The organism is Dactylosporangium vinaceum, assembly GCF_019904175.1.
Classification (GTDB): domain Bacteria; phylum Actinomycetota; class Actinomycetes; order Mycobacteriales; family Micromonosporaceae; genus Dactylosporangium; species Dactylosporangium vinaceum.
In genome coordinates, this window is the sequence record NZ_CP061913.1 from 6,889,353 (window position 1) to 6,915,382 (window position 26,030).

The 26,030-nt window shown below is 75.1% G+C and carries 15 protein-coding genes; 4 read left to right on the plus strand and 11 right to left on the minus strand.

The genetic code is table 11. The features are described from left to right. Positions 1-72 precede the first annotated feature (72 nt). Entirely contained in the window at positions 73-366 is a 294-nt protein-coding gene (locus Dvina_RS30990) for a hypothetical protein (RefSeq protein WP_223092856.1), read from the plus strand. 58 nt (positions 367-424) lie between these two features. On the opposite strand, the gene Dvina_RS30995 is transcribed toward Dvina_RS30990, so the two are convergent. Genes Dvina_RS30995 through Dvina_RS31045 form a run of 11 tightly spaced genes read right to left on the minus strand, consistent with a single transcriptional unit; the run spans position 425 to position 20,756 of the window. Continuing rightward, positions 425-694, minus strand: coding sequence for a WXG100 family type VII secretion target (locus Dvina_RS30995; RefSeq protein ID WP_223092857.1), 270 nt, complete (start codon positions 692-694; stop codon positions 425-427). Positions 695-720: 26 nt separating this feature from the next. Then, positions 721-5,124 carry a type VII secretion EssC family protein gene (locus Dvina_RS31000; RefSeq protein WP_223092858.1) on the minus strand — a complete coding sequence of 1,468 codons (4,404 nt, stop codon included), beginning with the start codon at positions 5,122-5,124 and terminating at the stop codon, positions 721-723. Next, a complete protein-coding gene (locus tag Dvina_RS31005) occupies positions 5,121-7,403 on the minus strand; it encodes a transglutaminase-like domain-containing protein (RefSeq protein ID WP_223092859.1) in 2,283 nt (760 codons plus the stop codon). Before Dvina_RS31005 ends, Dvina_RS31000 begins: the two co-directional genes overlap by 4 nt. After that, entirely contained in the window at positions 7,400-8,644 is a 1,245-nt protein-coding gene (locus tag Dvina_RS31010) for a DUF58 domain-containing protein (RefSeq protein WP_223092860.1), read from the minus strand. Before Dvina_RS31010 ends, Dvina_RS31005 begins: the two co-directional genes overlap by 4 nt. Then, the gene (locus tag Dvina_RS31015; protein ID WP_223092861.1) at positions 8,641-9,609 is read right to left on the minus strand and encodes an AAA family ATPase; all 969 of its coding nucleotides are present in this window, start codon (positions 9,607-9,609) and stop codon (positions 8,641-8,643) included. The genes Dvina_RS31010 and Dvina_RS31015 overlap by 4 nt, the downstream gene beginning before the upstream one ends. A 17-nt stretch (positions 9,610-9,626) precedes the next feature. After that, positions 9,627-15,776 carry an Ig-like domain-containing protein gene (locus tag Dvina_RS31020; RefSeq protein WP_223092862.1) on the minus strand — a complete coding sequence of 2,050 codons (6,150 nt, stop codon included), beginning with the start codon at positions 15,774-15,776 and terminating at the stop codon, positions 9,627-9,629. Further along, positions 15,773-17,236 (minus strand): serine/threonine-protein kinase, encoded by a 1,464-nt coding sequence (locus Dvina_RS31025; RefSeq protein WP_223092863.1) that lies wholly within the window; start codon positions 17,234-17,236, stop codon positions 15,773-15,775. Before Dvina_RS31025 ends, Dvina_RS31020 begins: the two co-directional genes overlap by 4 nt. Further along, positions 17,233-18,450 carry an FHA domain-containing protein gene (locus tag Dvina_RS31030; RefSeq protein WP_223092864.1) on the minus strand — a complete coding sequence of 406 codons (1,218 nt, stop codon included), beginning with the start codon at positions 18,448-18,450 and terminating at the stop codon, positions 17,233-17,235. The genes Dvina_RS31025 and Dvina_RS31030 overlap by 4 nt, the downstream gene beginning before the upstream one ends. Further along, entirely contained in the window at positions 18,447-19,169 is a 723-nt protein-coding gene (locus Dvina_RS31035; RefSeq protein ID WP_223092865.1) for a PP2C family protein-serine/threonine phosphatase, read from the minus strand. The genes Dvina_RS31030 and Dvina_RS31035 overlap by 4 nt, the downstream gene beginning before the upstream one ends. After that, positions 19,166-19,795 (minus strand): hypothetical protein, encoded by a 630-nt coding sequence (locus tag Dvina_RS31040; RefSeq protein WP_223092866.1) that lies wholly within the window; start codon positions 19,793-19,795, stop codon positions 19,166-19,168. Before Dvina_RS31040 ends, Dvina_RS31035 begins: the two co-directional genes overlap by 4 nt. 13 nt (positions 19,796-19,808) lie before the next feature. Further along, on the minus strand, positions 19,809-20,756 hold the full coding sequence (locus Dvina_RS31045) for a hypothetical protein (protein ID WP_223092867.1): 948 nt from the start codon (positions 20,754-20,756) through the stop codon (positions 19,809-19,811). A 723-nt stretch (positions 20,757-21,479) separates the two neighbouring features. Between Dvina_RS31045 and Dvina_RS31050 the strand changes: the two genes are divergently transcribed. The 3 genes from Dvina_RS31050 (at position 21,480) to Dvina_RS31060 (ending at position 26,010) form a co-directional block, all read left to right on the plus strand. Continuing rightward, positions 21,480-22,295, plus strand: coding sequence for a polysaccharide deacetylase family protein (locus Dvina_RS31050; RefSeq protein ID WP_223092868.1), 816 nt, complete (start codon positions 21,480-21,482; stop codon positions 22,293-22,295). Positions 22,296-22,450: 155 nt separating this feature from the next. Then, a complete protein-coding gene (locus Dvina_RS31055) occupies positions 22,451-24,457 on the plus strand; it encodes a beta-1,3-glucanase family protein (protein ID WP_223092869.1) in 2,007 nt (668 codons plus the stop codon). 200 nt (positions 24,458-24,657) lie between these two features. Continuing rightward, a complete protein-coding gene (locus Dvina_RS31060) occupies positions 24,658-26,010 on the plus strand; it encodes a PASTA domain-containing protein (RefSeq protein WP_223092870.1) in 1,353 nt (450 codons plus the stop codon). The last annotated feature ends 20 nt before the right edge of the window (positions 26,011-26,030 follow it).

Here is a 26,030-nt window from a genome sequence, read left to right on the forward strand (position 1 = left end):
GCGCACAGCGGCGGCGGTGGCGCGCTCGGACGGCAACCTCGCGATGAGGCGGGCCCCATGGAAGGTGGTGCCATGCGTCCCCAGGACCACGCCTACGAGATCCTGCTGCGCGGCGCGATCCCGTTCGTCCTGACCCCGGCGGGCGCATCGCCGGCCACCCGGCAGCTGCGCGGGGTGGTCCGCCCCCGGCCCGACCGGGCCCGGGTCGTGTACACCGACGACGCCGCCATGACCCGCGGCGTGGCCTTCGAGCTCACCCTCCCGGGCGGCGACGACCCGGCCGCCGCCATGTGGGCCGCGCTCGGCCGCCTGCGGGTCCTCGCGGCCGAGCCGTGGACCGCCTTCACCGGCCCCGGCCCCCGCTGACCCTCGCCCGCGGGCCGACGGGCCGCCCGGCGTGCGGGCGGCCCGGAGCCTGCGGGCTTCAGCTGTTCGACGCCTGCTCCTGCTGGGAGGCGTTGTTCGTGGCCCGGGAGGAGGCGTCCCGCAGTGCCGACGAGACCGTGGAGAGCTGGGTGCGGTACGTGTTCTGCCAGTCGCCGCGGAACCCGTCGGCGTCCAGGCCCACCCACTGCACGCCGTCGAGCGAGGAGCTCAGCGTGCTGGCGATCGAGTCGATCTCGTCGGCCTTGGCCGACAGCTGCGAGGCGAGCGTGCGGACCGCCTCGACGTCCATTCCGGTGAAACCGGCCATTGCACTGTCCTTTCGCTACGGTGGTGCTACGGGTTCGTGATCTGCGGGCCAGGGGTCCAGCCGATCTGGACGACCGAGGTCTGGCCGGCGCGGACGAGCAGGGCCCGGCCGGGCGGGAAGTCGGCCCGGTTCAGGCGGTTCGGGAACGGTGTGCGGAAGAGCCGGTCGCCGTCGGAGGGGTCAGGGGCCAGCGCCAGGCCGCAGCGACCCGACTTGATCAGGCCGAGCAGGCCCATCGTGCCGGTCATCGAGGCCGCCTCGCCCTCACCGACGGCGAAGAGGCCCTCGTCACGGCAGACCCGGACCAGGTCACTGAGCGCGGTGTCGGCGGCCGGGTGGGTGGCGACCTCGGGCACGTTCTCGATGAACACCGCGACCCGCTCGCCGGCCCGGACCCGGTCGGCCAGGTCCTTCGCGTGCCGGGCCATCGCCTCGGCGCCGGCGGCGACCCCGGCGAACACCGGTGCGGCGGCCAGCGGCGAGCGGCGCTGCGGCGTGAACAGGTGGGCCCGGACGGCCGGGTCCCGGTGGCGCACCGCGGCGGCGATCGTGCGCATGGCTGTCGTGCGGCCCGACTGGGGCGGGCCGGCCACCAGGAACACGCCCTCCGGCACGAACGTCGCCGGACCCAGCGTCGCCGCGGCCACGCCGAGCACCGCGGCCCCGCCGGGGTCGGCGGGCAGCACGTCGATCCGCTTGCTCAGCGACGCGATCGGCGGCGCGGCGGGCATGCCGGCCCGGACCATCGACTCGCCGAAGGACTTGCAGTAGGCCGCCTGGCTGCCCATGTCGGCCCGGCCGCCGAGGATCGCGACCTGCAGCTCGACCCCGTCGATCATGCCGCGGCCGGGCGGAGAGCTCGGCTTGAGCACGTCATGGGGCAGATTCATCGTCTGGTACTCGTTCACGTCCGCCATCCGCAGCGCGACCCTGGTCTGCATGGCCGAGGCCAGGGCCGACGGCACCGACGCGGGCCGGTCGGCGGTGATGAACACGTGCACGCCGACCGGACGGCCCTCGACGGCGATCGCGCAGAACGCGTCGAAGAACTTCGCCCGCTCCCCCGTCTCGTACGCCTGCCGGAACGCCGCCACGCCGTCGACGAGCAGCAGGATGCGCGGCTCGTCCGGGACGCCGCCGGCCGCGGTGCGGTACTCGGTGATGGAGCCCGCACGGGCCGCCGAGAACCGCAGCGCCCGTTCGGCGATGAGCTGCCCGAGGCCGGTGATGAGCCGGGCGACCCGCTCGTGGTCGGTGGCGCCGATGATGCTGCCCACGTGCGGCAGCGCCTCCAGCATGGCCAGCGCCCGGCCGGCGAAGTCCAGCCCGTACACCTGGCACGGCCCGCCACGCACTGTCGAGCCGGCGGCCACGGCGATCGTGCGCAGCAGCGTGCTTTTGCCCGAGCCGCCGGTGCCGTAGACGGCGAGGTTGCCGTGCAGGTCCGGGTAGAACGCGACTGTCGGCTGCCGCTGCTCGGTCGGCACGTCGCAGACACCGAAGACCAGCTCGTCGTCGCGGCGGGCGGTCGGCACCTGGGTCGGGTCGGAGATGTCGTACAGCGTGGCCAGCGGCGCCAGCCACGGCCGGGCCGGGCGGTAGATCCGGGCCCGGGTCCGGGCCTCGTCCAGCGCGGTGACGAGGCGGCGGATGTCCGGCTCGCCCAGGCGGACCGGGGCCTCGTCCAGCTCCGGCAGCTCCCACGCAGCCGGGGCGCCGAAGCCGAGCTCCTCGACCCCGATGCGGGCCGGCTCCGGCTCGTCGCCGGTCCAGCCGCCGGCGTAGCCGGTCTGGAAGGGCACCAGCCGGCCGGGGCCCGTCTTGGACACCGCCCGCCCCGGCACCGCCGAGTCGAAGAACGCGGCCTCGGGCGAGCCGAGCACGTCGACGCTGTCGGCCTCGTCGGCGGTGCGCAGGGCCAGGCGCAGGTTGGTGTTGGCCCGCAGGTTGTCCTTGATGACCCCGGCCGGGCGCTGGGTGGCCAGGATCAGGTGGACGCCGAGCGACCGGCCCCGCTGCGCGACGTTGATCATGCCGTCGACGAACTCGGGCAGCTCGGCCACGAGGGCGGCGAACTCGTCGACGACGATGACGAGGCTCGGCGGCGCGTCCGGCGAGCCCTTCTTCTCCAGCTCGACGAGGTCCTTGACCTGGTGCGCGGCGAAGAGCTTCTCGCGGCGGCGCAGCTCGGCCGAGAGCGACACCATGGCCCGGCGCACCTCGTGCGGGTCGAGGTCGGTGACCAGCCCGACCTGGTGCGGAAGCCCGACGAGGTCCTTGAACGCCGAGCCGCCCTTGTAGTCGATGAGCAGGAACGTCAGCCGCTGCGGGCTGTGCGCGGCGGCCATCGCCAGGATCCAGGACTGCAGCAGCTCGCTCTTGCCGGCGCCGGTGGTGCCGCCGACGAGCGCGTGCGGGCCGTCGGCGCGCAGGTCCACCGCGTGCGGGCCGACGGCCGTGCGGCCGATCACGGCGCGCAGGGTGCCCGCCTGCTTGGCCGGGCGGTCGGGCGCGTAGGGCCCGGTGACGATCGAGCGGCTGGCCTGCCACCGCTCCAGCACGACGTCGGCGTCCGGCGTGAGCGGTGTCTCGCTGACGTTGAACAGCGGCACCGAGCGGGGCAGGTCGCTGTCGTCGACGATCCGCGCGCCGACGTCGACCAGGGGCGCGAGGCGCCGGGCCAGGTCGACGGCGGTCGCGGCGTCGAGCCCCTCGACGGCGAGCGGGTCGACGAGGTCGGCCGGGCCGACGAACCCGGCGACGCCGCCGCCGGACCCGTCGTAGTGCAGCGACACGTAGGACCGGCAGGCGGCGGGCAGCCGCGCGGTCGCGGGGGCCAGCCAGATCACGTGGACGCCGGCGGCGGGGCCGCGCTCGGCCAGCTCGACCAGGCGGCTGCGCTCGACCGGGGCGTCGTCCTCGACGAGGACCACCACGGCCGGCCGCCCGGCGTCGTTCGTGGCCAGCCGGCGCTCGAGCAGCTCCTCCAGCGCCGAGACCAGCGCGACGCCCTCGCGGATCGTCGAGACCAGGTGCCGCTGGTTGATCGGGCTGTGCGCCGACGTCGTGTGCGGCAGCCAGGTGAGCCACGACCAGGCCGGGGCCGCACCGGGCGGCACGAACGCGGCCAGGACGAGCTCGGCCGGCGAGTGCAGGGCGGCGAGCTGCAGCAGCAGCGAGCGGCCCACGGCGAACAGCGCCTCGCGCGGGCCGGCGAGGCCGACGGCCCCCTCGGTGAGGTCGGCGACGACGGGGACGTCGGGCAGGTCACGGTAGCGCCGGACCACCTCGTCGATCTCGGCCAGCAGCTCCCGGGGCAGCTGCTGGCGCGTCGGCACGGCGATGGTGTCGCGGGCGGGCCGGCGCCCGGTGCCCAGCCGGATCTCACCGAAGCCGGGCTCCCCCGGCCGGCGCGTCCACAGCAGCGGGGTGCTCCGCCGGACGGCCTCGACGCAGGCGGCCAGGGGTGGGTGCTCGCCGTTGCGGGCCATGGTCTCGGCCGCCGCGCCCGCGGCCGCCTCCCGGTCCAGCCGCTCGAGCTCGGCGCGGAACACGCGCAGTCCCTTGCGGTACGCCGACCGCCCGGACAGGAAGCCCTCCGCGGAGTACCCGAGCATCATGAGCGGGCTGAGCGCGACGAAGGCCAGCGAGGCGATCGACCGGGTGATCAGATAGAGCGCCCCGCCCATCAGCATCGGCGCGATCATGGCCACGAACGGCAGCCGGGTCGGTGCCGGCCGCTGCGGCGGCTCCGGCGCCGTGCGTTCCTCGCCGGTGTAGCGCGGGTCGAGCCGGGGTGAGCGCACGAAGCCCTCGGCCGCGGTGTCGGCCCGGGAGGCGGCGGCCACGAGCCGCACGATGAGCTCGGTGTCACCGATGCGCACCGCGTCACCGGGCGACAGCACGGCCCGCGTGACGGCGGAGCCGCCGACCTCGAGGCCGTTGGCCGAGCCGAGATCGACGATCTCGGCGGCCGGGCCGAGGATGAGCCGGGCGTGCTGGCGCGACGCGAGCGGGTCGGAGAGGCGGACATCGCAGCCGCGCTCGCGGCCGATGACGCTCGTCGGGTTGGTGAGCGCAAACTCGCGGCCGGCGTCGGGCCCGGCGGTCACGACGACGACCGCCCGGACCTCGCCGCGGTGGGCCGGGTACGTCTCCGGCGACCGCGTCACCGCCACCCGCGCACCCGAGCGCAGGCCGCTCTCCGCGAGCGTCATGCCCGGGTCGAGGCTGGCCCCCTGGCCGGGGCCCGGGCCGGCGATGAGGTGCAGCGTCGGGCGGTCCGGGCCGGCGATGCGGGCGCCGCGCGCCGCCGGGTCGGCCAGCAGCAGGTGCCGGGCCAGGTCGCCGACGGTCGCGGTGGCGTCGACGGTCGCGACGAGGTCGGCCTCGGGCGCGCCGGGCCGCTGCAGGGTGAACTTGAGCTTCACAGTCCGGCTCCTTGGACGGTCCGCGGCCGCGTTCGCGCGCCGGGGTCGAGGGGGCGGGGAACGGCCGGCCGGCGGTCGGTACGCGGCCCCGGCCGGACCGGACCCGGGCGCCGCGGGCGCAGCGAGCGCAGGCTGAGCGCGGCCCGCAGCCGGCGCCCGCGGCCGGCCCCGGTGCGCATCCGGCGGCGGGCGTCGTCGACCTGCCGCCAGAACTCGGCGGCGTGGGGCGCGGCCGGGTCGTCGGGGCCGTAGACCGCGTGGTCGGCGTCGTCGGCGATCGGGCCAAGCCCGGCCAGCCCGGCCCCCGACAGTGCGGCCGCCTCCTCCTGCCGGGTGCCTCCGGCGTAAACGGTGGCGCCGAGGTCGCGGGCGGTGTCGACGAGCTCCCGCCAGCCGTTGGCGTAACGGTCGCTGACGCTCCCGCCGCGGCGGCGGTGCCGGCGCCGGGCCGCCTTGAGCCCGACGATGAGGCCGGCCGCGACGGCGAGCGCCAGGACGGGCGGCCCGACCCAGCGCAGCACCGGCATCATCGCGGCCAGGACCCGGCACAGCAGGCACGACCGGGGCCGGGGCGGATGCGTCTGGGTGAGGTCGGTGCGGCCGGAGTCCAGCGCCGGGACCGGCTGGCGGGCGGCGTTCGGGGGCGGGACGGCCGCGGTGTCGGTGTTCTCCGACTCCGTCGGTGGCGTGGTGTCCGGCTTCTTCGTGACGTCGGGCATGAACTCGGTCTGCGGGATCGCCACCCAGCCGCGCCCGCTGACGCCGACCTCGACCCAGGCGTGGACGTCGGCCCCGCGAACCGTTCCGTCGGACCGCGGACGCGCGCCGAGCACGACCCGGGCCGGCACGCCGAGGTAGTTGGCGACGAGCGCGTAGGCCGCGGCGTACTGCTCGTCGTCGCCGACCGGGCGGGCCGCGGTGAAGAACCCGGCCAGCCGGCCGGTGCCGTGCCCGGGCAGGAACTGGCCCTCACCCTTGCCGCCGTCGCTGTAGGCGCCGTTGTCGTGCAGGTAGGCGGCGACCGCCCGCAGCTGCGCGGCCGGTGTGGTGACGCCCCTGGTCCAGGCGGCGACCTTGCTGCTGAACAGCGCCTGGGCCGGGTCGGTGAGCGCGGGCCGGGCGGCCGGCTGGGCGTCGTCGGGCAGCGCCGGCGTGTCGATCGCGGTCCGCATGGTGTAGCTGTCACCGGCGGCGAGGCGCGCGCTGACGAGGACGGCCGAGGTGGCCGGGCTGACCCGCAGGCCGGCCGCCAGGTCCGCGGACCGCGGGCCCGCGAACGTCACCGCGGCCGGGCGGCCGGCGCCGGGCAGCCAGGGGTTGAGGTCGGTGGCGGCGGCGTACGCGGCGGCGATCGTCACCTGGATCGTGGCGGACCCGCCGCTGCCGAAGGCGGGCCCGACCCGCTCGAAGCCGCCGTCGCCGCGGCCGGCCGCGCCCCAGACGAGCCCGTCGTAGTCGTCGAGGACCGCGATGCGCAGCGGGGTGCCCGCGGGCAGTCCGCTCACCGTGAGCAGGGTCTGGTCGTAGAGCTGCTCGGCGTCCTTGGTGAACTTGCGGAACCCGACGAGCGGGCTGGGGTACGCCCCGATGTCGAACGGCGGCAGCACCTCGTCGCGCAGCACGACGCGGGGTCCACCGGCCACGGCGGGCGCGGCAGCCACGGCGGCCAGGCCGGCCACCGTGAGCGCGAGCGCCCCGGCGCCGATCCGGGCGGCGCTCGGGCGGGTGCCGCGGCGGCGGCTGGCGGCCCAGACGAGGCATCCGGCGGCGAGCAGCACCCCGTCGGCGAGCCGGGCGGCCGGTTCGCGGGTGCCGAGCAGGATGACCGCCGAAAGCAGCAGCGGGGGTACCGCAACCGGCGCCGACGGCAGCCGCGGCGCCCGCTTGGCCAGGATCATCCCGCCCGCACCGGCCACCAGGGCGAGCACGAACGGCACGACGAGCAGGTCCCGGCCCGTCACCGGCGGCCGGGTGGTGAGCAGCTCCTTCCAGCCCCGCACCGCGTCCAGGGCGAGGGCCCGGTAGGTGTCGAGGGCCGCCGGCGAGCGGTCGGTGAGCACGAGCGGGCCGCCGAGGGCGAAGAACAGCGCCAGGACGGTGGCCGCGACCATGATGACCGGCTGGCGGGCGGCGGTGAGCGCCCACGCGGCACCGATACCGGCGGCGAGGCCGAGGGCGGCCACGACGAGGTAGTCGCGGCCGGCGTAGGTGGCGCCGAAGCCGAGAAGCGCGACAAGGCCCAGCCCGGCCAGGGCGGCCGCGTCGCGCGCGTCCCTCACGCCGCCTCGCCCTTCAGCAGCAGCATCGGCAGGTCCTCCAGCCGGGCCAGGGTGAGCACGGTCAGCGCGGCCGTGGACAGCAGCCGGGCGTGGGCGAGCGGGTCGACGCGGATGGTCACGGCGCGCACGCCCGGCGGCAGCTGGGCCGTCACCTTGCGCAGCGCGGCGGGCGCCGGGTTCGCCCCGGTGACGAGGACCGCCGAGGTGGTGCCGGGCGCGACCCGCAGGCCGCGCACCGTGAGCCCGGGCAGGCCCGCGTCCGGGCTCGTGGCGGCCCGGGCGCACATGTCGAGCAGTTCCCCGCGGTGCTGGCGGCGGCCGGGGTCCTTGCCGATCCAGCGGTCGCCGACGAGGGCGGTGGTGTCGACGCCGTCCTCGACCGCGCGGGCCGCGACCGACGCGCCGACGGACACGGCGGTCTCGAAGTCGTCGGGGTCCGGGTAGGAGCGGGGGTCGCCGTCGACGATGACCATGAGGTGGGTCCGGCGGGTGTCGCGGAACTGGCGCACCATGAACTGCTCCACCGGCCCGGCCGACCCGGTCTTCGCCGACGAGCGCCAGTGGATGTACCGCCGGTCGTCGCCCGGCACGTATTCGCGCAGGGTGTGGAAGGCCAGGTCGCTCGTCGACATGTCGTTGGTGGTGCGGCCCTCCAGGTCGCGCAGCAGGCCCTGGCCGAGCGCGGCGAGGCGGACGGTCCGCGGGTGCACGAAGATCTCGGTGACCCCGGTCCAGGTGACGCGCCGCTGCCACATCCCGAGCGGGTCGCCGCGCACGCTGCCGGCCGGGCCGACCGGGATGACGCCGCGGCGCAGTGCGTCGACGGGGAAGTCGCGCACGTGCGGGTCACCGCCGGCGGCGAGGCGCGGCACCCGGAAGGTGTGGGCCTGCGCACCGGTGCCGACCTCCAGGGTGAGCGGCAGCATCGCCCGCGCGGCGGCGTTGCGGACCACGACGTCGACCCGGGTGGAGCGGCCCGGCTCCAGCCGGCGGCGGCGCGGCTCCAGCGTCACCAGCAGCTGCATCCGGCCGATCGTGAACACCGCACCCAGGGCGAAGGCGACGAGCCCGGTGAGGCCGGCCAGGGTCGCCTCGGCCCAGCCGGCGACGGTGCCGGCGGCGAGGGCCACGGCCGACGCGGCGAGCACCGTCCAGCCCAGCGCGGTCACCGCGGCCAGCCGCGTCCACAGTGGAGCGAGCCGCGGGACGACCCGCGGCGCGAGGGCCGTCAGCGCCGTCATGCCACCCGCTCCAGCGGCGCGGCGATCTCGGTGAACACCTCGTTGACGACCTGCTCGACGGTGACGCCGTCGAACTGGGCCTCGGCGTTGACCTGGATGCGGTGGCTGAGCACCGGGTAGGCCAGGGCACGGATGTCGTCCGGAGTGACGAACGTGCGGCCGTGCGCGATCGCCCAGGTCTTGGCGCAGCGGACGTAGGCCAGCGCGCCGCGGGCGGAGACGCCGAGCTTGGTGTGCTTGTGCCGGCGGGTGGCCTCGGTCAGGCGGCTCACATAGGACAGGGTCTCGGTGCGCACGGTGACCGCGTCGGCCAGCCGGCCCAGCGGCACCAGGATCTCGGCCGACACCTTCGGCTGCACCTCGGCGGCGCGGTCGCGCACGGCCGCGGTGCGCAGCAGCTCGACCATCGCGTCGTGGTCGGGGTAGTCGAGGCTTGTCTTCATGAGGAACCGGTCCAGCTGCGCCTCCGGCAGCGGGTAGGTGCCGGCCTGCTCCACCGGGTTCTGGGTGGCGATGACCATGAACGGGCGGCCGACGTCGTAGCTGATCCCGTCGACGGTGACCCGGCCCTCGTCCATGACCTCGAGCAGCGCCGACTGTGTCTTCGGCGAGGCCCGGTTGATCTCGTCGGCCAGCACGATCGAGTGGAAGATCGGGCCGCGCATGAACTCGAAGCGGCGGCTGGCCTGGTCGTACACCTGGACGCCTGTCACGTCGGTGGGCAGCAGGTCGGGCGTGAACTGGATCCGCGAGTGGGAGCCCTGCACGGTGCGGGCCAGCGCCCGGGCCAGCGACGTCTTGCCCGTGCCCGGGTAGTCCTCCAGCAGCAGGTGGCCGCCGGTCAGCAGGCAGGTCAGGGCCAGCCGCACGACGTGCTCCTTGCCCAGCACCGCCTGGCCGATGTTGGCGACCATCAGCTCGAACGTGTCGCGGAACCGGGCGGCCTGATCCGGGCTGATCGTCATGGGTGAGTGCCTCTCTGCTACGACCACGTCATCTGTCCCGTCACTCCGCCGCAGGTCGCGCGCACCCACTCGCCGGGGTAGCCGTACCAGTTGCCGGAGTCCTTGCTCTGGTTCGGGCCCCAGGTCTGGGTGATGAACCCGCCGGGCCCGTGCTGGCTGTCGAACGTGCAGGTGACGTTGCCGGTGAAGTTCGCCGTCTGCACGTGGATGTAGGCGCACGAGGCGCTGGAGCACACGCCGCCCGCGCAGGCCGCGCCGCCACCGCCGCCGCAGCGCGCGCCCTTGGAGAGGGTCACCGTCGGCGGCGGGGGCGGAGTCGCCTGCGACTTGGAGCCGGTCAGCGCCGACCGGCCGCTGTCCGCCACCGTCACCGTGATCGTGTCGGTCTGGCTGTAGCCCATGGTGTCGGACCCGGACCAGCTCCAGGCGCCGACGCCGGTGGTGAAGGTCTGCGTCTGGCGGCTGGTCTGGACGGTCACCGTGGCCGGCTTGCCGTTCGGGTCCACGGAAATCGTGAAGTTCACGGCAGTACCACTGGCGCTCGTCTGAATGTTGAGGTTCTTCAACGGCCCGTAGGTCGTGACGCCGGCGGTGGCCGTGGGGCCGCACTGCGCACCGGCGCCGTTGCCGCCGCGGCTGCCGTTGCAGTCCTGGAGGCTCACCGTGACGTTCTGGCCGTTCGGCAGGCCGTTGACGGTCTCGCTGACGCCGGACTGGCCGCCGGGCGGGAACGTCCAGGTGCCGCAGGTCGTCCCGCCGTAGGTGCAGCTGACGGTCGAGGTGGCGCCGTGCGAGGCGGGTGCGTCGAACTGCAGGGTGGCCTGGCCGTCGACGCCGGTCGGAGTGGCGCTGAGCCGGCCGACGGCGCCCGGGGTCGCGGCCGCCTCGACGGTGGTGCCCGGGCTCGCCGCCGAGGTGTGCCCGGCGACGCCGTTGGTGGCGCTCAGGCTGTAGGTGTAGACGGTGCCATCGTTGGCCAGGCCGTCGTCGGTGCACTGGCGGGCCGTGACGCCGGTGCAGACCGTGCGGGTGCCGCCGCCGGTCCGGGTGACCGCGTAGGTGACCGGGCCCGGGCCGTTCGGGTCGGACGCGGGCCAGGACAGCGTGACCGCCCGGGCGGCCGAGTCGGCCGAGTTCGCCGACGCCGCGGCCGGGGCGGCGGGGGTGGCCGGGACGCCGGCGGACTGGCCCTGCACCGTGGCCGCCTCGCCGGGGCCCTTCGCGTTGACCGCGATGACCGTGAACGTGTAGACGATGTCGTTGTCGAGCCCGGTCGCGGTGAGGCCGGGGCCGGTGGCGCTCGCCCGGCCGCCGCCGGACCAGCTCACGTCGTAGCGCAGCACCGGGGTGCCGTCGTTGGGCGGCGCGGCCCAGGCCAGCCGGAGGGTGCCGTCCTGCGGGTCGGACGCCGTCAGCCCGGTGACCGCGCCGGGCACGGTGTTGGGCTCGGCGCCCTCGGAGGTGCCGCTGGGCCTGCTCCAGCCGACCAGGTTGTGGGCCTTGACGGTGAACGTGTAGGTCCGGCCGTTGGTGAGCCCGGTGATGAGGCACGGGGAGGCGGCGCAGCGCTGGGAACCGCCCGGGTAGTCGACCTCGTAGGTGTCGACGGGCGCGCCGTTGCTGGCCGGGGCCGCCCACGACACCGACACCGAGCGGCTCAGGACCGTGCGGTCGATGGCCGGTGTCCCGGGCGCGTCCGGCACGCCGAGCACGTGCAGGGTGATCCGCCCGGTGACGCGCCGGTCGGCGCGGCCCCGGTCGGCGACGTCGGTCATCGTGACGACGAACGTGAGCGTGCCGTGGGCCTCGGCCGACGGGGTGAGCCGCACTGTCGCGCCGTCGCTGGTGGCCGTGGCGGGCATACCCTCGCTCTGGCTGACCGACACGGCGGAGATGACCGGCCGGCGCAGCTCGGAGCGCACGTAGCGGCTCATGTCGACGGTCGCGGTGTCGCCGGCCTTCACGCCGTCGACGGTGACCGCGCCGACCGACGGCGGGGCCGCCGCGGCGACGATCACGGGCAGGTCGGTGACGACCGCGTCGGAGCCGGCAACGCCTACCGCGATGGTCCCGCCGGCGCCCGGCACGGCCCCGGCCTCCGCGGTGACGCCGACGGTGTGGGTGCCCGCGCCGCCGATCGACACGCCGGGGATCGCCCTGTGCCAGGCGGCGGTGTAGCTGAGCCCGGGCAGCGTGGCCCGGTCCGGCGCCCACACGTGGCAGACCGATGTCACGTCGATGGCGAGGGGTGCGCCGCCCTCGACGACCGGCACCGGGTCGCTCGGGCAGTGCAGCACCGGTGTCGGCGGGCCGACCTGGACCGGCAGCGTGACGACGGCGGTCTGGGCGGCCTGGTCGGTGAGCGTCGCCCCGTCGGTGACCTCGAACGTGACCGACGCCGGGCCGGTGTAGTCGCCGTGCGCGGCCAGCGCGACGTCGTGCTCGCCGGCGGCCTTCGCGGTGACGCCGGCGGCGGGTGCGGCCCAGACCCGATCGACGGTGGTCAACCGGACCGGCTTACCCGCCGGGTCGACGACGTAGTCGGCCAGGGGCACGGTGGTCGCGCCGTTGCGGTCGACCTTCACGGTGGCACCGGGCTTGGCGTAGGGGGCGCCGGCGCCGGGGGCGGGCACGTGGACGAGGCCGATCGCGGTGGCGCCGCCGGGGTCCCTGATCTCGAACGGGACGGTCCGTGGCGGCCCGGTGACCTTGATGACCAGTTTGCCGTCCACGATCGACGTCTCGGGGTCGTAGGCGTGGGCGAGTACCAGATCCGCCGCTGCTCCGTCGGGATCGGCGCAGGCGGCGAGCACGTCGACGGTGATCGACGCCGCGCCCTTGTCGACAGCCGGGTAGGCGTCGACGGCGACCGGCGGCAGGTCGACGTCGCGCTGGCTGTGCACGGTCAGCGTGGCCAGGGACGGCCGGCCCAGGCCGTCGGACAGCGCGTAGACGACGGTGAGCGGCTTGCCGCTCAGGTCGGGCGCGGTGACGTCGATCGGGCCGAGCGGTCCGCGCACGGCCGCCCCGGCGTCGTCGACGAGGCTGACGGTGACGGTGTCGTCGGCCGCGTACAGGTCGTTGGCGAGCACGTCGGCGTGCAGGTGGGCGCCGGGCGCGGCGGTGATGTCGTCGTCGACGGCGACCGGCGGCTGCGGCGCGCCGGGCGGGGTGACGCCGACCCGCACCGTCGACTCCCCGGCCAGGCCGAACCGGTCCACGACGCGGTACGTGAACGTGTCGGTGCCGGCGCTCGTCGGATACGCCTGATACACCAGCGACGTCGCGTTGACGCTCAGCACGCGTCCGAGCGTGGGCGCGGACGCGACGCCGGTGACGGCGACGCTGTCGCCGTCGGGGTCGACGCCGGCCGTGGCGATCCGCAGTGTCAGCGTCTGCCCCGCGGTCGCCCGGGCCTCGATCGGCAGCGGCGCCGGTGGGCGGTTCGGCGTCCCCGCGCCGGGCGGTGGCACCACGCTCACCCGGAGGTGCCCGATGGCCTGGTCGCCGGCGGCGTTGCGGACCGCGTAGTCGACGGTGACCGACAGCGGTGCGCTCAGCGTGGCCGGCGGCACATACCGCACCAGGTTGCCGGCCACATAGGCCCGGCCGAGCTGGTCCGGCCCGCCGCCCCGGGCCCCGGTGACGCTCAGCTGCCCGGGCCCGGGCGCGCCGGTGACGTCGCCGGCGAGGCTCATCGCCGCGCCGCCCGGGTTGGTGTCGTTGTCCAGGACGGCGACGGTGACCGAGTCACCGGCCCGCACTGTCGCGTAGTCGTCGGAGGGCACCGGGCGGGTGTCGGCGGCGTCGATCAGCCGGGTCACGGTGACGTCGCCGCTGACCGGGGCGGTGATGCCGTCGGTGACGGTGTAGTGCACGAGCTGCGGCGCCGGGACGCCGGCCGCGTCGAGGGCGGCGATGCGCAGCCAGTGGCCCTGCACGACGGCGACGCTGAGCCGCGACGCCGGGTCGGCCGCCTGCGCGTGCTGCACGACGAGCACCTGACCGGCCGGGTCGAAGTCGTTGGCGAGCACGTCGACGGTGGCGGGGAGCTGCCCGTGCAGCACCACGGCGTCGGGCATGGCGACCGGCGGCGCCGGGCTCGTCGGCACCGGCACCACGTCGACGCGGATGCTGCCGGCCGCGAACGGCGCGTTGCCGAAGGCCGCCTTGTACGTCAGCAGGTACGGGCCGGGCTTGGCCGCGCTCAGCACGACAGTGCCGGTCTTGAGGTTCGTGACCACCGTCGTGCCGGCCGGGCCGGCGACGTCACCGGCCAGCGCGAGGTGCGCCGCCGGGTCGGCCGGGTCGGCGCCGGGCAGGTCGTTGTCGAGCGGACGGATCGTGATCGGCAGCCCGACCTCACCGCGGGCGACGTCGGGCTGGGTGACGGCGGCGACGGCCACCGTCGCAGTCGGCGCCTGGACCGTCACGTCGACGGCGCCGGACGCCGGGGCGCCGATGCCGTCGGAGACCCGGTACGTGAGGTGCTGGACGCCGCCGGGCACGGGCGCGGTGTAGCTGAGCCCGCCGTCCGGGGTGGTCGTCACCGTGCCCGCCTTGGCGGCGGCGTCGACGAGGCCGATCGGGTCGCCGTCGAAGTCGCGCCAGTCGCCGATGACCGGGATCGACAGCTGCCCGCCCGAGGCGACGGTGCGCGCCGGCGCGAGGTAGCCGGCGCGCACCTTCGGCGCCTGGTTGTCGCCCGGCCCGCGGATCTGCACGGTGACCTGCGCGCTGGCGTTGTTGCGGCCGTCGTCGACGGTGTAGCGGAAGTGCACCGCCGGCCCGGCCGCCGGCACCGTGATCGCCACCGTCTGCCCGTCGGCCGCGATCGTGACGCGGGCCTGCGGGTTGTCGGGCGCGGTGACGGCCGTGATGGCGAGGATGCTGCCGCCCGGGTCCGAGTCGTTGTCGAGCACGTGCAGCAGGGTCGTCCGGCCGGGGCGGGCCCCCCAGGTGTCGTCGACCGCCTTCGGCGGCTTCTGCAGCGCGGCGTTGGTGAGCTGGTTGTTCTGGTTCTTGTCGCCGTCCTTGGGCACCGGCGGCGGCCGCACCGCCGACCAGTTGTCGACGCGGCGCTGGTCGCCGAGGTCCCACACCGCGCCCGAGGTGAGGTCGTTGAGGACGATCGCGCCGCGGTTGACCCGGAACACGGGCCGCTCGAGCACACCGGCGTCCTTGAGGTTGCCGCGGGTCGCCGGGGCGGCGTCACACGAGCGCAGGTAGCCGCCGCCGGCGCCGGACCAGGCGGCGTGCACGCAGTTGTCGAGCCGGACGGGCGCGGTGGGCGTGCCCGAGGCGACCGTCGCGAGCTGCGCCGCGTGCCCGGTCTTCAGCTCGACGCCCAGCAGCGCCCGCCCGGTGGCGACGACGACGGTGCCGGCCGCCGGGCCGGGCTGCTGGAGCACCGCGTGCGCGTCGCCGCCGAGGTCGGCCGAGCCCCCGCCGGCCACGGTGAGCGCGCCGGTGCGCCCGTCGAGCGCCACAAGCGTGGAGCCGACGACGGTGACGTGCGGGTCACCGATGGCATGACCGAGGTTGGTGTACTGCGGTGAGGCGAATCCGCTGCCCTCGACGCTCACGGTCGCCACCCGCCCCGCGGCGGAGACGGCGTGGATGGTGCCGTCCCGGCCGACGGCGAGGGCGGCCCGGTCGCCCACGGTGGCGACCGGCATACCCTGCTGGTCGAGGCCGCCCAGGCCGATCGGGCCGCGCCCGGCCCCGGCCCGAACCGCCCAGATTTTGCCGGTCTTCGCGTCGAGGACGGCGAGGGTGCCGCCGGCCAGCTGCACGTCCTGCTCAGCGCCGACGGAGGCGCCCTGGTCGCCGACGATGGCCGCCCGGGCGGGGTCGATCGGCAGCAGCTTCCCGGCGCCCCGGTCCCAGGCCGCGGCGGCGTCGCCGTCCTGGACGACGTCGAGGGTGTAGGCCGGCTGGGCCCCGCCGGGCGGGTTGAAGGCCGCGTCGAGGGCGCCGGCGGGCTTGTTGAGCCGGCCGAAGAGCCCGTCGTGGTCGCTCGTCACCCAGATCCCGCCATCGTGCAGGTCGACGTGGCGCACGGGCACGCCCTCGGCGGTCACGGCGGCGAGCACGAACACCGCAGCGCCCGCGGCGAGGACGGCGGCCGACGCGGTGGTGCGCCATCGCAGGCGGAGCCGCCTCACCTGACGCACCCGGCCTTCGGCCAGTCCACGGTGCCGTCGCGGCCGTCGGCCCGGACCACCTTGACCTGGAGGCAGACCTCGGTGCCGGCCGGGTCGGGAAGCTGCAGCTCCGGCTCGTCGGCGACGCCCGAGCGGGCGTTGTCGGCGGTGCGCCAGGCGAACGTGTCGGTGTCCAGCGCGGCCGAGTAGGTCCAGGTGAACCTGACGGTGCCCGCGTCGACGCGGGCCCCGACGATCTCGACCGGGCCCGGCGGGACGACGTCGCCGCCGGCTCCGGCGTCCTGCGGGGCAGCATTCTGGGCGGTCGGCTCGGGCTCGGGCCCGGGACCCCCACGCCCGGCCAGCGGCACCGCCAGCGCGGCCGCGACGACCACGGCTGTCGCGATCCCCCACGTCCACAGGAACCGCCGCGACGGCGGCGCCAGCTCGGTGTCCGCGGCGGGTGCCGCCGGCTGCGGCGGCGCGGCGCGGTGCACGGTACTGGCGAGCGGGCGGCCGGTGGCGTTGAGCGGGGGCTGCGGCGGCACCGGGCGCAGCGTCGTGCGGCCGAGCGCCTCGCCGGCCCCGCGCAGCGTCGTCGCCTCGAACTCGGCCGGGCGGGTCGGCACAGTGCCGACGGGCCAGGGCGCGTCGGCGGCGACCGGGCCGCCGCCCGCCCGCTCGATGGCGATCAGCTCGGCCTCCACCTCGCCCGCCGACGACGGCCGGCACCCCGGCCGCGGGTCGAGCATCCGGGCGAGCAGCCGCTCCAGGCTCGGCGGCACGTCGGGCCGGCCGGTCGGCGGTGCGGTCTCGGTGAGGATGCGCTGCTCCAGCTCGGCGGCGGTGATGCGCCGGCCCGGCACCTCGAACGGCGAGCGGCCGGTGAGCAGGTTCCACAGGGTGGCGCCGAGGGAGTACACGTCGGCGGCGACGTCACCGCGCTCGCCGCGGACCACCTCGCGCGGCGCCCACGGCAGCGACAGCCCGACGGCCTCCTCGCCGGGCGTCGCGACGAGCTGCCCGGCGATGCCGAAGTCGGTGAGCTGCGGGCCGTACTCGTCGGTCAGGATGTTGGCCGGCTTGATGTCGCGGTGCAGGATGCCGGCCTTGTGCGCGACCCGCACCGCCCCGGCGATCTGCACGCCGATGCGCAGCACCCGGCGCACGTCGAACGGGCCGTTCGCGAGCAGCTTCGACAGGTCGGCGCCCGGGCACAGCGCCATGATGATGTAGGCATGCCCGTCGGCCACCCCGGTGCTGAAGACCTGCACGATGTTCGGGTGGTCGCCCAGCCGGGCCATCGCCTTCGCCTCGTGCACCCGCGCCCCGGCGGCCGCGCCGGCGAGCACCTTGACGGCGACCTCGCGGTCCAGGTCGACCTGGCGGTAGCGGAACACCTCCGAGTGGCCGCCGCCGTCGATCCGGCCCACGTACCGGTAGCCGTCGATGTGCGGCGGTGCGATGGCGGCGTTCGTCACTGGCCGGCCTCGAAGCGGATCGTCACGTCCTCGTTGAGGTACACGCCGCCGCCGGGCATCAGCTCCACCGGCTCGCCGGGCGTGATCCGGTGCGGCCGCTCGCCGGGGCGGGCGACGTACGTGCCGTTGCTGGAGTGCAGGTCGACGACGAGCACCCGCCAGCCGTCGAGGCGGATCTCGACGTGCTTGCGCGAGATGTCGCCGTCGGGGCTGCGCAGCTTGACATGGTGCGGCCGGTCCGGGTCGGCCGGGTCCGGCACGCCCGGCGCCCGGCCCAGGATGACGCCGCGGTCCAGCGCGATCGCGTCGCCGTCCGGGAGCAGCAGCCGGCCCAGCACCGGCCGGGCGACGACGACCGGGCTCTGCGGCGCGATCACCGCCGGGCAGGCGCGGCACGCCGTGGCGGTGTCGGGGTTGGGGTGGCCGGCGGTGCAGCGGACCGCGGAGACGGTGGGCCCGGCCGCCGTCTCCGGCCGGCCCCGCAGGACCGTGTTGCGCAGCTCCTCGTCCAGGCCGCCGCCCTGCTCGCGCGCCACGGGGGCCGGGCCGGGCGAAGCGAGCGCCGGGCCGGGCGGAGTGGGGGCCGGGCCGGGTGCGGCGAGGGCCCAGTTGATGTCGGCCAGGCCGAGCACCGGGGCGCCGTTCGCCGCCGCGAACTCGTCGTGCCGGACCGGCTGGTAGGTGGCGCCGAACATCGCGTCGAACCGGCGCGTCTCCGCCTCGTCCTCGGCGGGCGCCGGGACCGGCACCGGGATTGCGACCTCCACGGGGGCCGGAACCTGGACGGGGGCCGGGACCTCGGCCGGGAGCTGCGCGAGGGCCATGGCGATCTGGGACGCCGGGGCCACGCCGGCGTGCAGCGGCAGCCACGGGCCGGCGCTGTCGGGCGGTGTGCCCGGGCAGTAGAGGCGGATCGTCGCGAGTGGACGGTCGACGCGGTGCCGCCCGGGCCCGACCGTGCGCCGGTCGCCGGAGTGGTCGACCACCTCGGCCAGCGCCGTGCCCTGCACCGCCAGATCCGTGACGGCGCCGGACAGCACCAGGGCCAGGTCCGCACCGCCGAACAGGTACAGCAGCTCATCGGTGCCCGCGCCGGCCTCGAAGCGCCGCCAGCACTGCTCCACGTCGACCGTCGGCCGGACCAGCAGCCAGCGCGCGGGCGCGGCGAAGACCAGCCAGTCGCCGGCGACGTAGCGGACGTCCGGCCCCGTCACCGGACGGACCTCGGCGGGGCGGTCTGCTCGTAGCGCTCGTCGTCGGCGGCCGGCACGTGATCGACGACGACCGCCGTCACATTGTCCCGCCCGCCGGCGTCCACCGCCCGGCGCACCAGGGTCTCCGCGGCCCGCTGGGCGCTGGGCTCGGCCGCCAGGACGACGGCGATCGCCGCGTTGTCGACCTCGAGCGGCAGGCCGTCGGAGCAGATCAGGAACCGCTCCCCGGGCGTGGGCGGAAACATCCAGACGTCGGCCTCGGGGGCCGGGTCGGTGCCGAGCGCGCGGGTGATGCCCGCGCGAGGACCGGGCGCGGTGTGGTCGACGGTCACCTGGGCCAGGGTGCCGTCCACGAACCGGTACACCCGGGAGTCGCCGACGTTGAACACCACCCAGTGCTCGGTGCCGGCGAAGCGGACCAGGCCGAGGCCGGCCACGGTGGTCCCCATCCCGGCTCGTTCGGGCTGCCGGCGTACCGCGCCCAGGATCTCCCGATTGGCCGCGGCGAGCCCGGCCCGCAGGTCCTGCGGCGTCAGGCCGGGCCGGTCGGCGAGGCGCTGCAGCGCGGCGATGGCCAGCCGGCTGGCGACGTCTCCGGCCGCGTGCCCGCCCATCCCGTCGGCCACGGCGAAGACGCCCGCCCCGGCCAGCGCGCTGTCCTCGTTGCGCGTGCGCACGGCGCCGGTGTCGCTGGCCACGCCGGAGCGGACGGTCATCATCGGCGGCCCGCCCCGACGGGTGCGTCGCCGAACAGCTGCCCGATGCGCCGGGCCACCTCGGCCCGCGGCACCGGGCGGCCGCGGTCGGGGCTGCGCTCGGTGTCGGAGAGGTACCAGTCGCCCAGCGCGTCGCGCGCCGCGGCCAGGCTGACCCGCTCCTCGCCGGCCGGGTCCGTGGAGCGCAGCACGACGGCCACCTCGCCCCCGGCCTCGGCGGCCCGGGTGACGAGGTCGTCGAGCAGGCCGGCCAGGGGCTCCGCGGCCGGGCGCACCTCGATGGAGTACTGCCCCATGAAGCCCGGCGCCGCGATCAGCCGGGCCCGCTCCCCGGTGAAGATGTGCAGCACCACCGGCCGCCCGCCGATCTGCGTCGTCGCGTCGGTGATCGTGTGCACAGTGGACAGTGCGGCGACCACGCCGACGGCGAGGTTGCCCGGCCGGACCTCGGTGCCCTCCTGGGTGCACAGCCCGCGGGCCAGCAGCGACGAGACCCCGGCCGCGGCGGCGACGTCGGTGGCCGACTCCGGCCCCAGGTGCAGCCGCAGCCGCACGGCGTCGGCCGCCGCCACGCCGGAGCGCAGCAGGAACGCCAGTTCGGCGAAGGTGAGGACAACCGCATCGGACATGACCGGGCGCTCCTTATTTTCCGAACCCGAGGAAGTGCTTGGCGGCGTTGACGCCACCGCTCACGATGTGCGTGGCGCCCTTGGCCACGTCCTGCACCAGGTGGACCTCGGCCTTGACCGCTTCGACGTGCGCGTTGACGACGTCTTTGGCCGCGTTGACGACAGCACCCTCGATCGCGTGGTGCACGTTTGGCGGCAGCTTCTCGTACAGGTCGAAGCCCACGTGTACGGCACCGATCCCGAGCGCGAGCGGCGGGACCGTGATCGCGGCCGCCTCGGCGATGTCGAATGCGACGTCCACCGCGGCGTCGGTCTTCTTCCGGTCCCAGTCACCGCCCCGGGCCAGCTCCGAGCCGAGCGTGTAGCCGTCGACTCCGGCGCCGATCAGCGCCAGCGGACCGAGCCGGTCCGCGGCGTGGACGACTCCTTTGAGGCCGGTGGCGTCGTCCGCGAGGCCGAACAGTGCGTGCTCCTTCGTCAGGAGCTCCACGAGCGGCCTGTGTGCGAAGCGATCGACCGCACCGATCTTCTTGAAGACGTCGAGCCCGTCGACGCCGAGCATCACCGTGCCGGCGAACAGGCTGCCCCATTCCCAGGCCTGGCCCGGGCCGAAGCCGCTGCCATCGCCGCCCCAGCCACCATCGCCGCCTCCACCGCCGGGGCGGGCCAGGGGTGCTGTCGGGTTGCCCGAGTCGGTGCCGCTGGCCCGGCGCTGCTCGGCCGCGTTGCGGTGCAGGCGGGTGGAGGCGTCGCGGGTCGCGTTGGTCGTGGTCTGCAGCAGGCCGGCGAGCCGGTGGTTCCACTGGCCGTGGAAGTCGGCGGCGTCGTCGCCGTCCCAGGCGGCCCGGCCCAGCGCCGCGCTCACCTCGTGGCGGACGGCGTCGAGCAGGTCGGCCGCCTGCGTCATCCGGCGGCCCAGATCGTCGAGCTCGTCGGCGTCCGCTCCCCACATGACTGCCATCAACACTCCTCGCAAGACCCCTATCGGGTGAATCCCAGGCCGGACAACGGTTTTGCGGTGTTGCCGGGTGCGGGGCGCCGGTGACGCTAACAGCGCGCGGCCGGCCGGTCAGCGCCTGAGACGGGGATCGGTACCTTTGTTTGCGCAGGTCGATCTGGCGGCCATCGCCGGCCCGCCGGAATGTCCGGGCGTCGATGCGACCCGGCGATGCGACTCTGACCGGTCAGGCGAGCCGTTCCGGGTCCCGCTGTCCGGACGGCCAGGTGGGCCCGACCAGCGTCCGGCCCGTCCGGTCGCGGGTGTCGCCGGGACCTCCGATGCCGGCGCGGCGTACCGGCCCGCAGAGTGGGGCCATCCGGTGCTGCCGCCGGAGGCCGCCGACGAGACCCGCTCCACCGCCACGCGCCACCGCCCGCCCGCGACAGTCGAACCGGCACCGGGCCGGCCCGCCGCGACCGGGGTCTGGTGATCGCGGGCGCGCTCGTCGCGGTCACCGCGCTCGGCGGTACGGCGATCTGGGCGTCGGGCCGGCCGGCGGCACCGGCGGGTTCGACGCCCGCATCGACGCACCCGGCCCCGGCTCACCCGGATACGGGCTCGGGCCGCCCCGCCGGGCTCGGCGACGATCCGCTCACTCACGGTCAGTTGGACGCCTTGACGAACGTCACGGCGGAGGTGGGGCCGGCCTGCAACCCTGACGTGGGCCTCGGCCGTCTGGTAGGTGTGCGTCTTGCGACCCCCGGACTCCTGACCGCCGCGGTGCTGCTCCTGCTGGGCACGGTGGCCCGCGACAGCGTGCCGGTGGCCCGGCCCGGGCCGCTGCCCCCGGCCGCCGTGTCAGCGGTGCCGGTCGCCGCCGCGCCGAGCGCCGGGCCGTCGGTGTCGCCGTCGCCCAGCCCGACGTTCCACGACGGCGACGGGCCGGTCGGGTCGTTCCTGACGACGAAGAGCCAGGCGGTCGCGCTGACCTTCGACGACGGGCCGGACCCGATCAACACGCCGAAGCTGCTGGAGCTGCTGCGGGAGCGGCACATCCACGCCACGTTCTGCATGGTCGGGTTCCGGGTCCGCGACCGGCCCGACCTCGTCCGGGCCATCTACGCCGACGGGCACACGCTGTGCAACCACTCGTGGCAGCACCTGCTCAACCTCGCCCAGCGCGATGAGGCGTACCTCGACTGGGACCTCAAGCACACCAACGAGATGATCCGGGCGGCGGTCGGGACGGACGTGCCGATCCGGTACTTCCGCGCGCCCGGCGGCAACTTCACGCCCGCACTCGTGGCGAAGGCCCGCTCGCTCGGCATGGACTCGATCTACTGGGACGTGGACCCGCGCGACTGGGAGCACACGCACGACAGCGGCGCGTCGGCGCACATCTCCCGCGTGGTGAGCGAGGTCAAGAGCCATACGCGCCCGGGGTCGATCGTGCTGTCGCACGACAACGGGCAGCCGAACACCATCACGGCGTACCAGCAGCTGCTGCCCTGGCTCCAGGAGCGCTTCACGCTGGAGGGGCTGCCGACCTCCGGGCTGTGAACATGTTCCAACATTGATGCCCCCGGCGGTCAGGTATTGACAACTGTCTTAACAGTCGGCGAGCATGCTGAGAGCGCTCTCACGTCCGCCAACAACGAGAGCCGAGCAGGTGCATTCCACTTCCCCGCCCATGGTTGAGAAGGGGCACAATCGTCGTGGAAAGTAAACACAAACGCACATGGAAGGTGCTCGCGGCGGCCGCCACGCTCGCGGCCGCCGTCCCTATCGCCGTGATCGCCACCGCCACGGCGTCGCAGGCCGTCGGCCCGGCGACGCTGCCCGTCACCGTCACCAACAACACCGGCCGGTCCGGCGCCGTCTACCTCTACGTGCTCGGCACCAACCTGAGCACGGGCCGCCTCGGCTACGTCAACGCCGCAGGCACGTTCAACAACTGGCCGGCCGGCGGGTCGCCGCCCACCCCCGCCCCGGACGTCTCCATCGGCGGGCCCGGCAACGGCGGCTCGGTCACGCTCCAGGTCCCGCGCGGCCTGTCCGGCCGGGTGTACTTCTCCATCGGGCAGCGGATCAACTTCTACCTCACCCCGGACGGGCTCGTGCAGCCCGCGCCGTGGGCGGGTGGCGACTCGAACCGCGACATCCTGTTCGACTGGAGCGAGTTCACCTACAACAACGACGGCCTGTGGCTCAACAGCTCGCAGGTCGACATGTTCGCGATCCCGCACGCCGTCACCGTCACCAACAGCGCCGGCGCGACCAAGCGGACCGGCGACCTCGTGGCCGGCGGGCGCGACGCCGTCATCAACGGCATCAAGGCGCAGTCCGCCTGGGCCGGCTCGGTGTACACCCGCTCGGACGGCACCGTGCTGCGGGTCCTCGCTCCCGGCAAGGCCGCCGAGGCCGGCCTGCTGAGCAGCACGTACTACGACGGGTACATCAACTCCGCCTGGAGCGCGTACGCGTCCAAGACGCTGACCGTGGTCCCGTTCGCCGACCAGCCGAACACGAAGTACTTCGGCCGCACGTCGGGCACCGTCATGACCTTCACGAACGGCTCCGGCCAGCAGGTCGCCTCGTTCAACCGCCCGTCGAGCGGCGACGTCTGGGGCTGCGCCGGCAACCTCTTCGCACCCAACGACCAGGTCGTCGGGCCGATCGCCCGCACCCTGTGTGCCGCCCTGATCCGCGGGACGCTCGGCACCGTCGACACCCAGCCGAGCACCAACGCGGCGCAGTTCTTCCAGAACAGCCCGGCCGACCAGTACGCGAAGATCATCCACGCGAACATGGCCGACGGCAAGGCGTATGCGTTCCCGTTCGACGACGTCGGCAACTTCGAGTCCCTCGTCAACGACGGCGACCCGCGCTCGGCCGGCATCGTCCTCACCTCGTTCACCGGGGGCGGCGGAGGTGGCGGCACCGCTGGTGCGGCCGCCGGCACCGTCACCGGCCCGGGCGGCAAGTGCGTCGACGTGAGCGGTGACGACACGGGCGGCAACGGTACCGCGGTGCAGCTGTGGGACTGCCAGGGCAACGCGGTCGACCAGAAATGGACCCACAACGCCGACAACTCCCTGAGCACCCTGGGCCGGTGCCTGGACATCAACGGCAACGCCACCGCCAACGGCACCCCCGTCCAACTCTGGGACTGCAACGGCGTCGGCGGCCAGAACTGGCAACAACAGGCCGACGGCTCACTCCGCAACCCCCAGTCCGGCCGCTGCCTCGACGCCCCCAACGCCACCACCACCAACGGCACCCGCCTACAGATCTGGGACTGCAACGGCACCACCGCCCAGAAGTTCGCGGTCAACGGCGGCGGCCCCATCAACGGCCCCGGCGGCAAATGCGTCGACGTCGCCGCCGACGACACCGGCACCAACGGCGCCGCCGTCCAACTGTGGGACTGCCAGTCCTACGCCGTGGACCAACACTGGTTCCACACCACCACCGGCGCACTGCGCACCCTGAACCGCTGCCTGGACATCAACGGCAACGCCACCGCCAACGGCACCCCCGTCCAACTCTGGGACTGCAACGGCGTCGGCGGCCAGAACTGGCAACAACAGGCCGACGGCTCACTCCGCAACCCCCAGTCCGGCCGCTGCCTCGACGCCCCCAACGCCACCACCACCAACGGCACCCGCCTACAGATCTGGGACTGCAACGGCACCACCGCCCAGAAGTTCACACTGACCTGAGCGACACACCACACGGCCGCCCCACACCGGGGCGGCCGTGCGCGGGTCAGGCGGCCGGGGCGGCGCTGTCGAAGCGCAGGCCGCTGTCCGTGGCGCCCCGTTTGTCAGCAGGGGCGTTCCAACCCGTTCCACACCTTGATCGACGGGACGTGAAAATCCGTTAGATGCATTACTAAGGCGTCACCAGTCACACTGCAGAGATGCGCCGGAGCGAAGCGAGTCGATTGATCGTCGTCGTCGCGGCCTGTGCCCTCGTGCTGAGCGGCGCGACGGCATGCGAGCCGCAGCAGGGCGAAAGATCGGGAACGTTACCCGGCTACGCCAAGCCACCGAGCACGTTCGCCGACGTCCTGGCCCAGTCCGACGACCGCTCCGTCAGCGCCGACGCGCACAGCCTGTCCCGCAGCGGGCGCACGACCTCGGCCCGGGTCACCGACAGCCTGGCCCAGGGCGTCGCGGTCCACGACGGCGACGTGCAGGTCACCGCGCACACCTCCGGAGCCGGGTCCGGCCAGACCGCGGCCCGGGGCGTGGTGGTGTTCCGCGACGCGGCGACCGCCACCGACATCGCCCAGCAGGTCGTCGCCCCCGAGGCGGTGCGGATCCTGTACGTGATCAAGGGATCGTCGGCGCCGGCCGCGTTCGAGACCACGTTCGCCGGGGCCACGCCGCGCCTCGCGCACGGCGGTGTCGAGCTGGCCCGGGACGGCAAGACCGTCGGTGCGCTGACCCCGCCGTGGGCCTACGACGCCGACGGCACCGCCGTGCCGTCGCACTACGAGGTATCCGGGGACCGGGTCCGGCTCGTCGTCGAGCACCGCGGCCGCGACGTCACCTACCCGGTCGTCGCCGACCCGATGATGGCCCTCGGCTCCGGCGGCCGGCTCATCGGCGCCCAGCTGCTCGGCGGTGTGTTCGAGTGGGCCGCGGTGGGCGCGATCACCTGGGGCGTCGTCAAGTTCGACTCCAACGGCTGCCTGACGCTGAGCACGTTCGCCTCGTGCCTGCTGCACCCGCTCCAGCACGACTGGGGCAACCCGGCCAAGCCCAAGGCCGATCAGGTCGACGCGGCGATGCCCGCGCTCACCGGCGTCCGCCTGCCCGACGCCCAGCACCAGCTCAACGCGCTCAAGCTGCGCAACGTCCACCTCGTCGACGACACCGGCCAGAACCGCACCGTGTATGACCCGAAGAACTGGGTTGTGACGTCACAGCGCCCGGCCGCGGGCACCACGGTGCACGCCAACACCGAGCTGACCCTGCGCGTGCGCAAGCCCTCCGACGGCACCGGCGGCGGCGCGGCCGATCGCGGCACCGTGCCCGGCGTGATCTGCATGAACCTGCAGGAGGCGCAGGACCGGCTGCGCTCCGCGGGCTACCGGACCGAGTCGCGCGACCACGGACCCGATCACCGCCGCCAGGTGCTCGACCGCAACTGGCTGGTCGTGGCGCAGGACCCGGCCCCCGCCGCCACGGCCGCGGCGGGCGCGACGGTGACGCTCGATGTGGTCAAGTACGGCGAGCCGACCGGATCATCGGGGTGCAAGAGTTGATATCCGCCCTTTCCACCGCA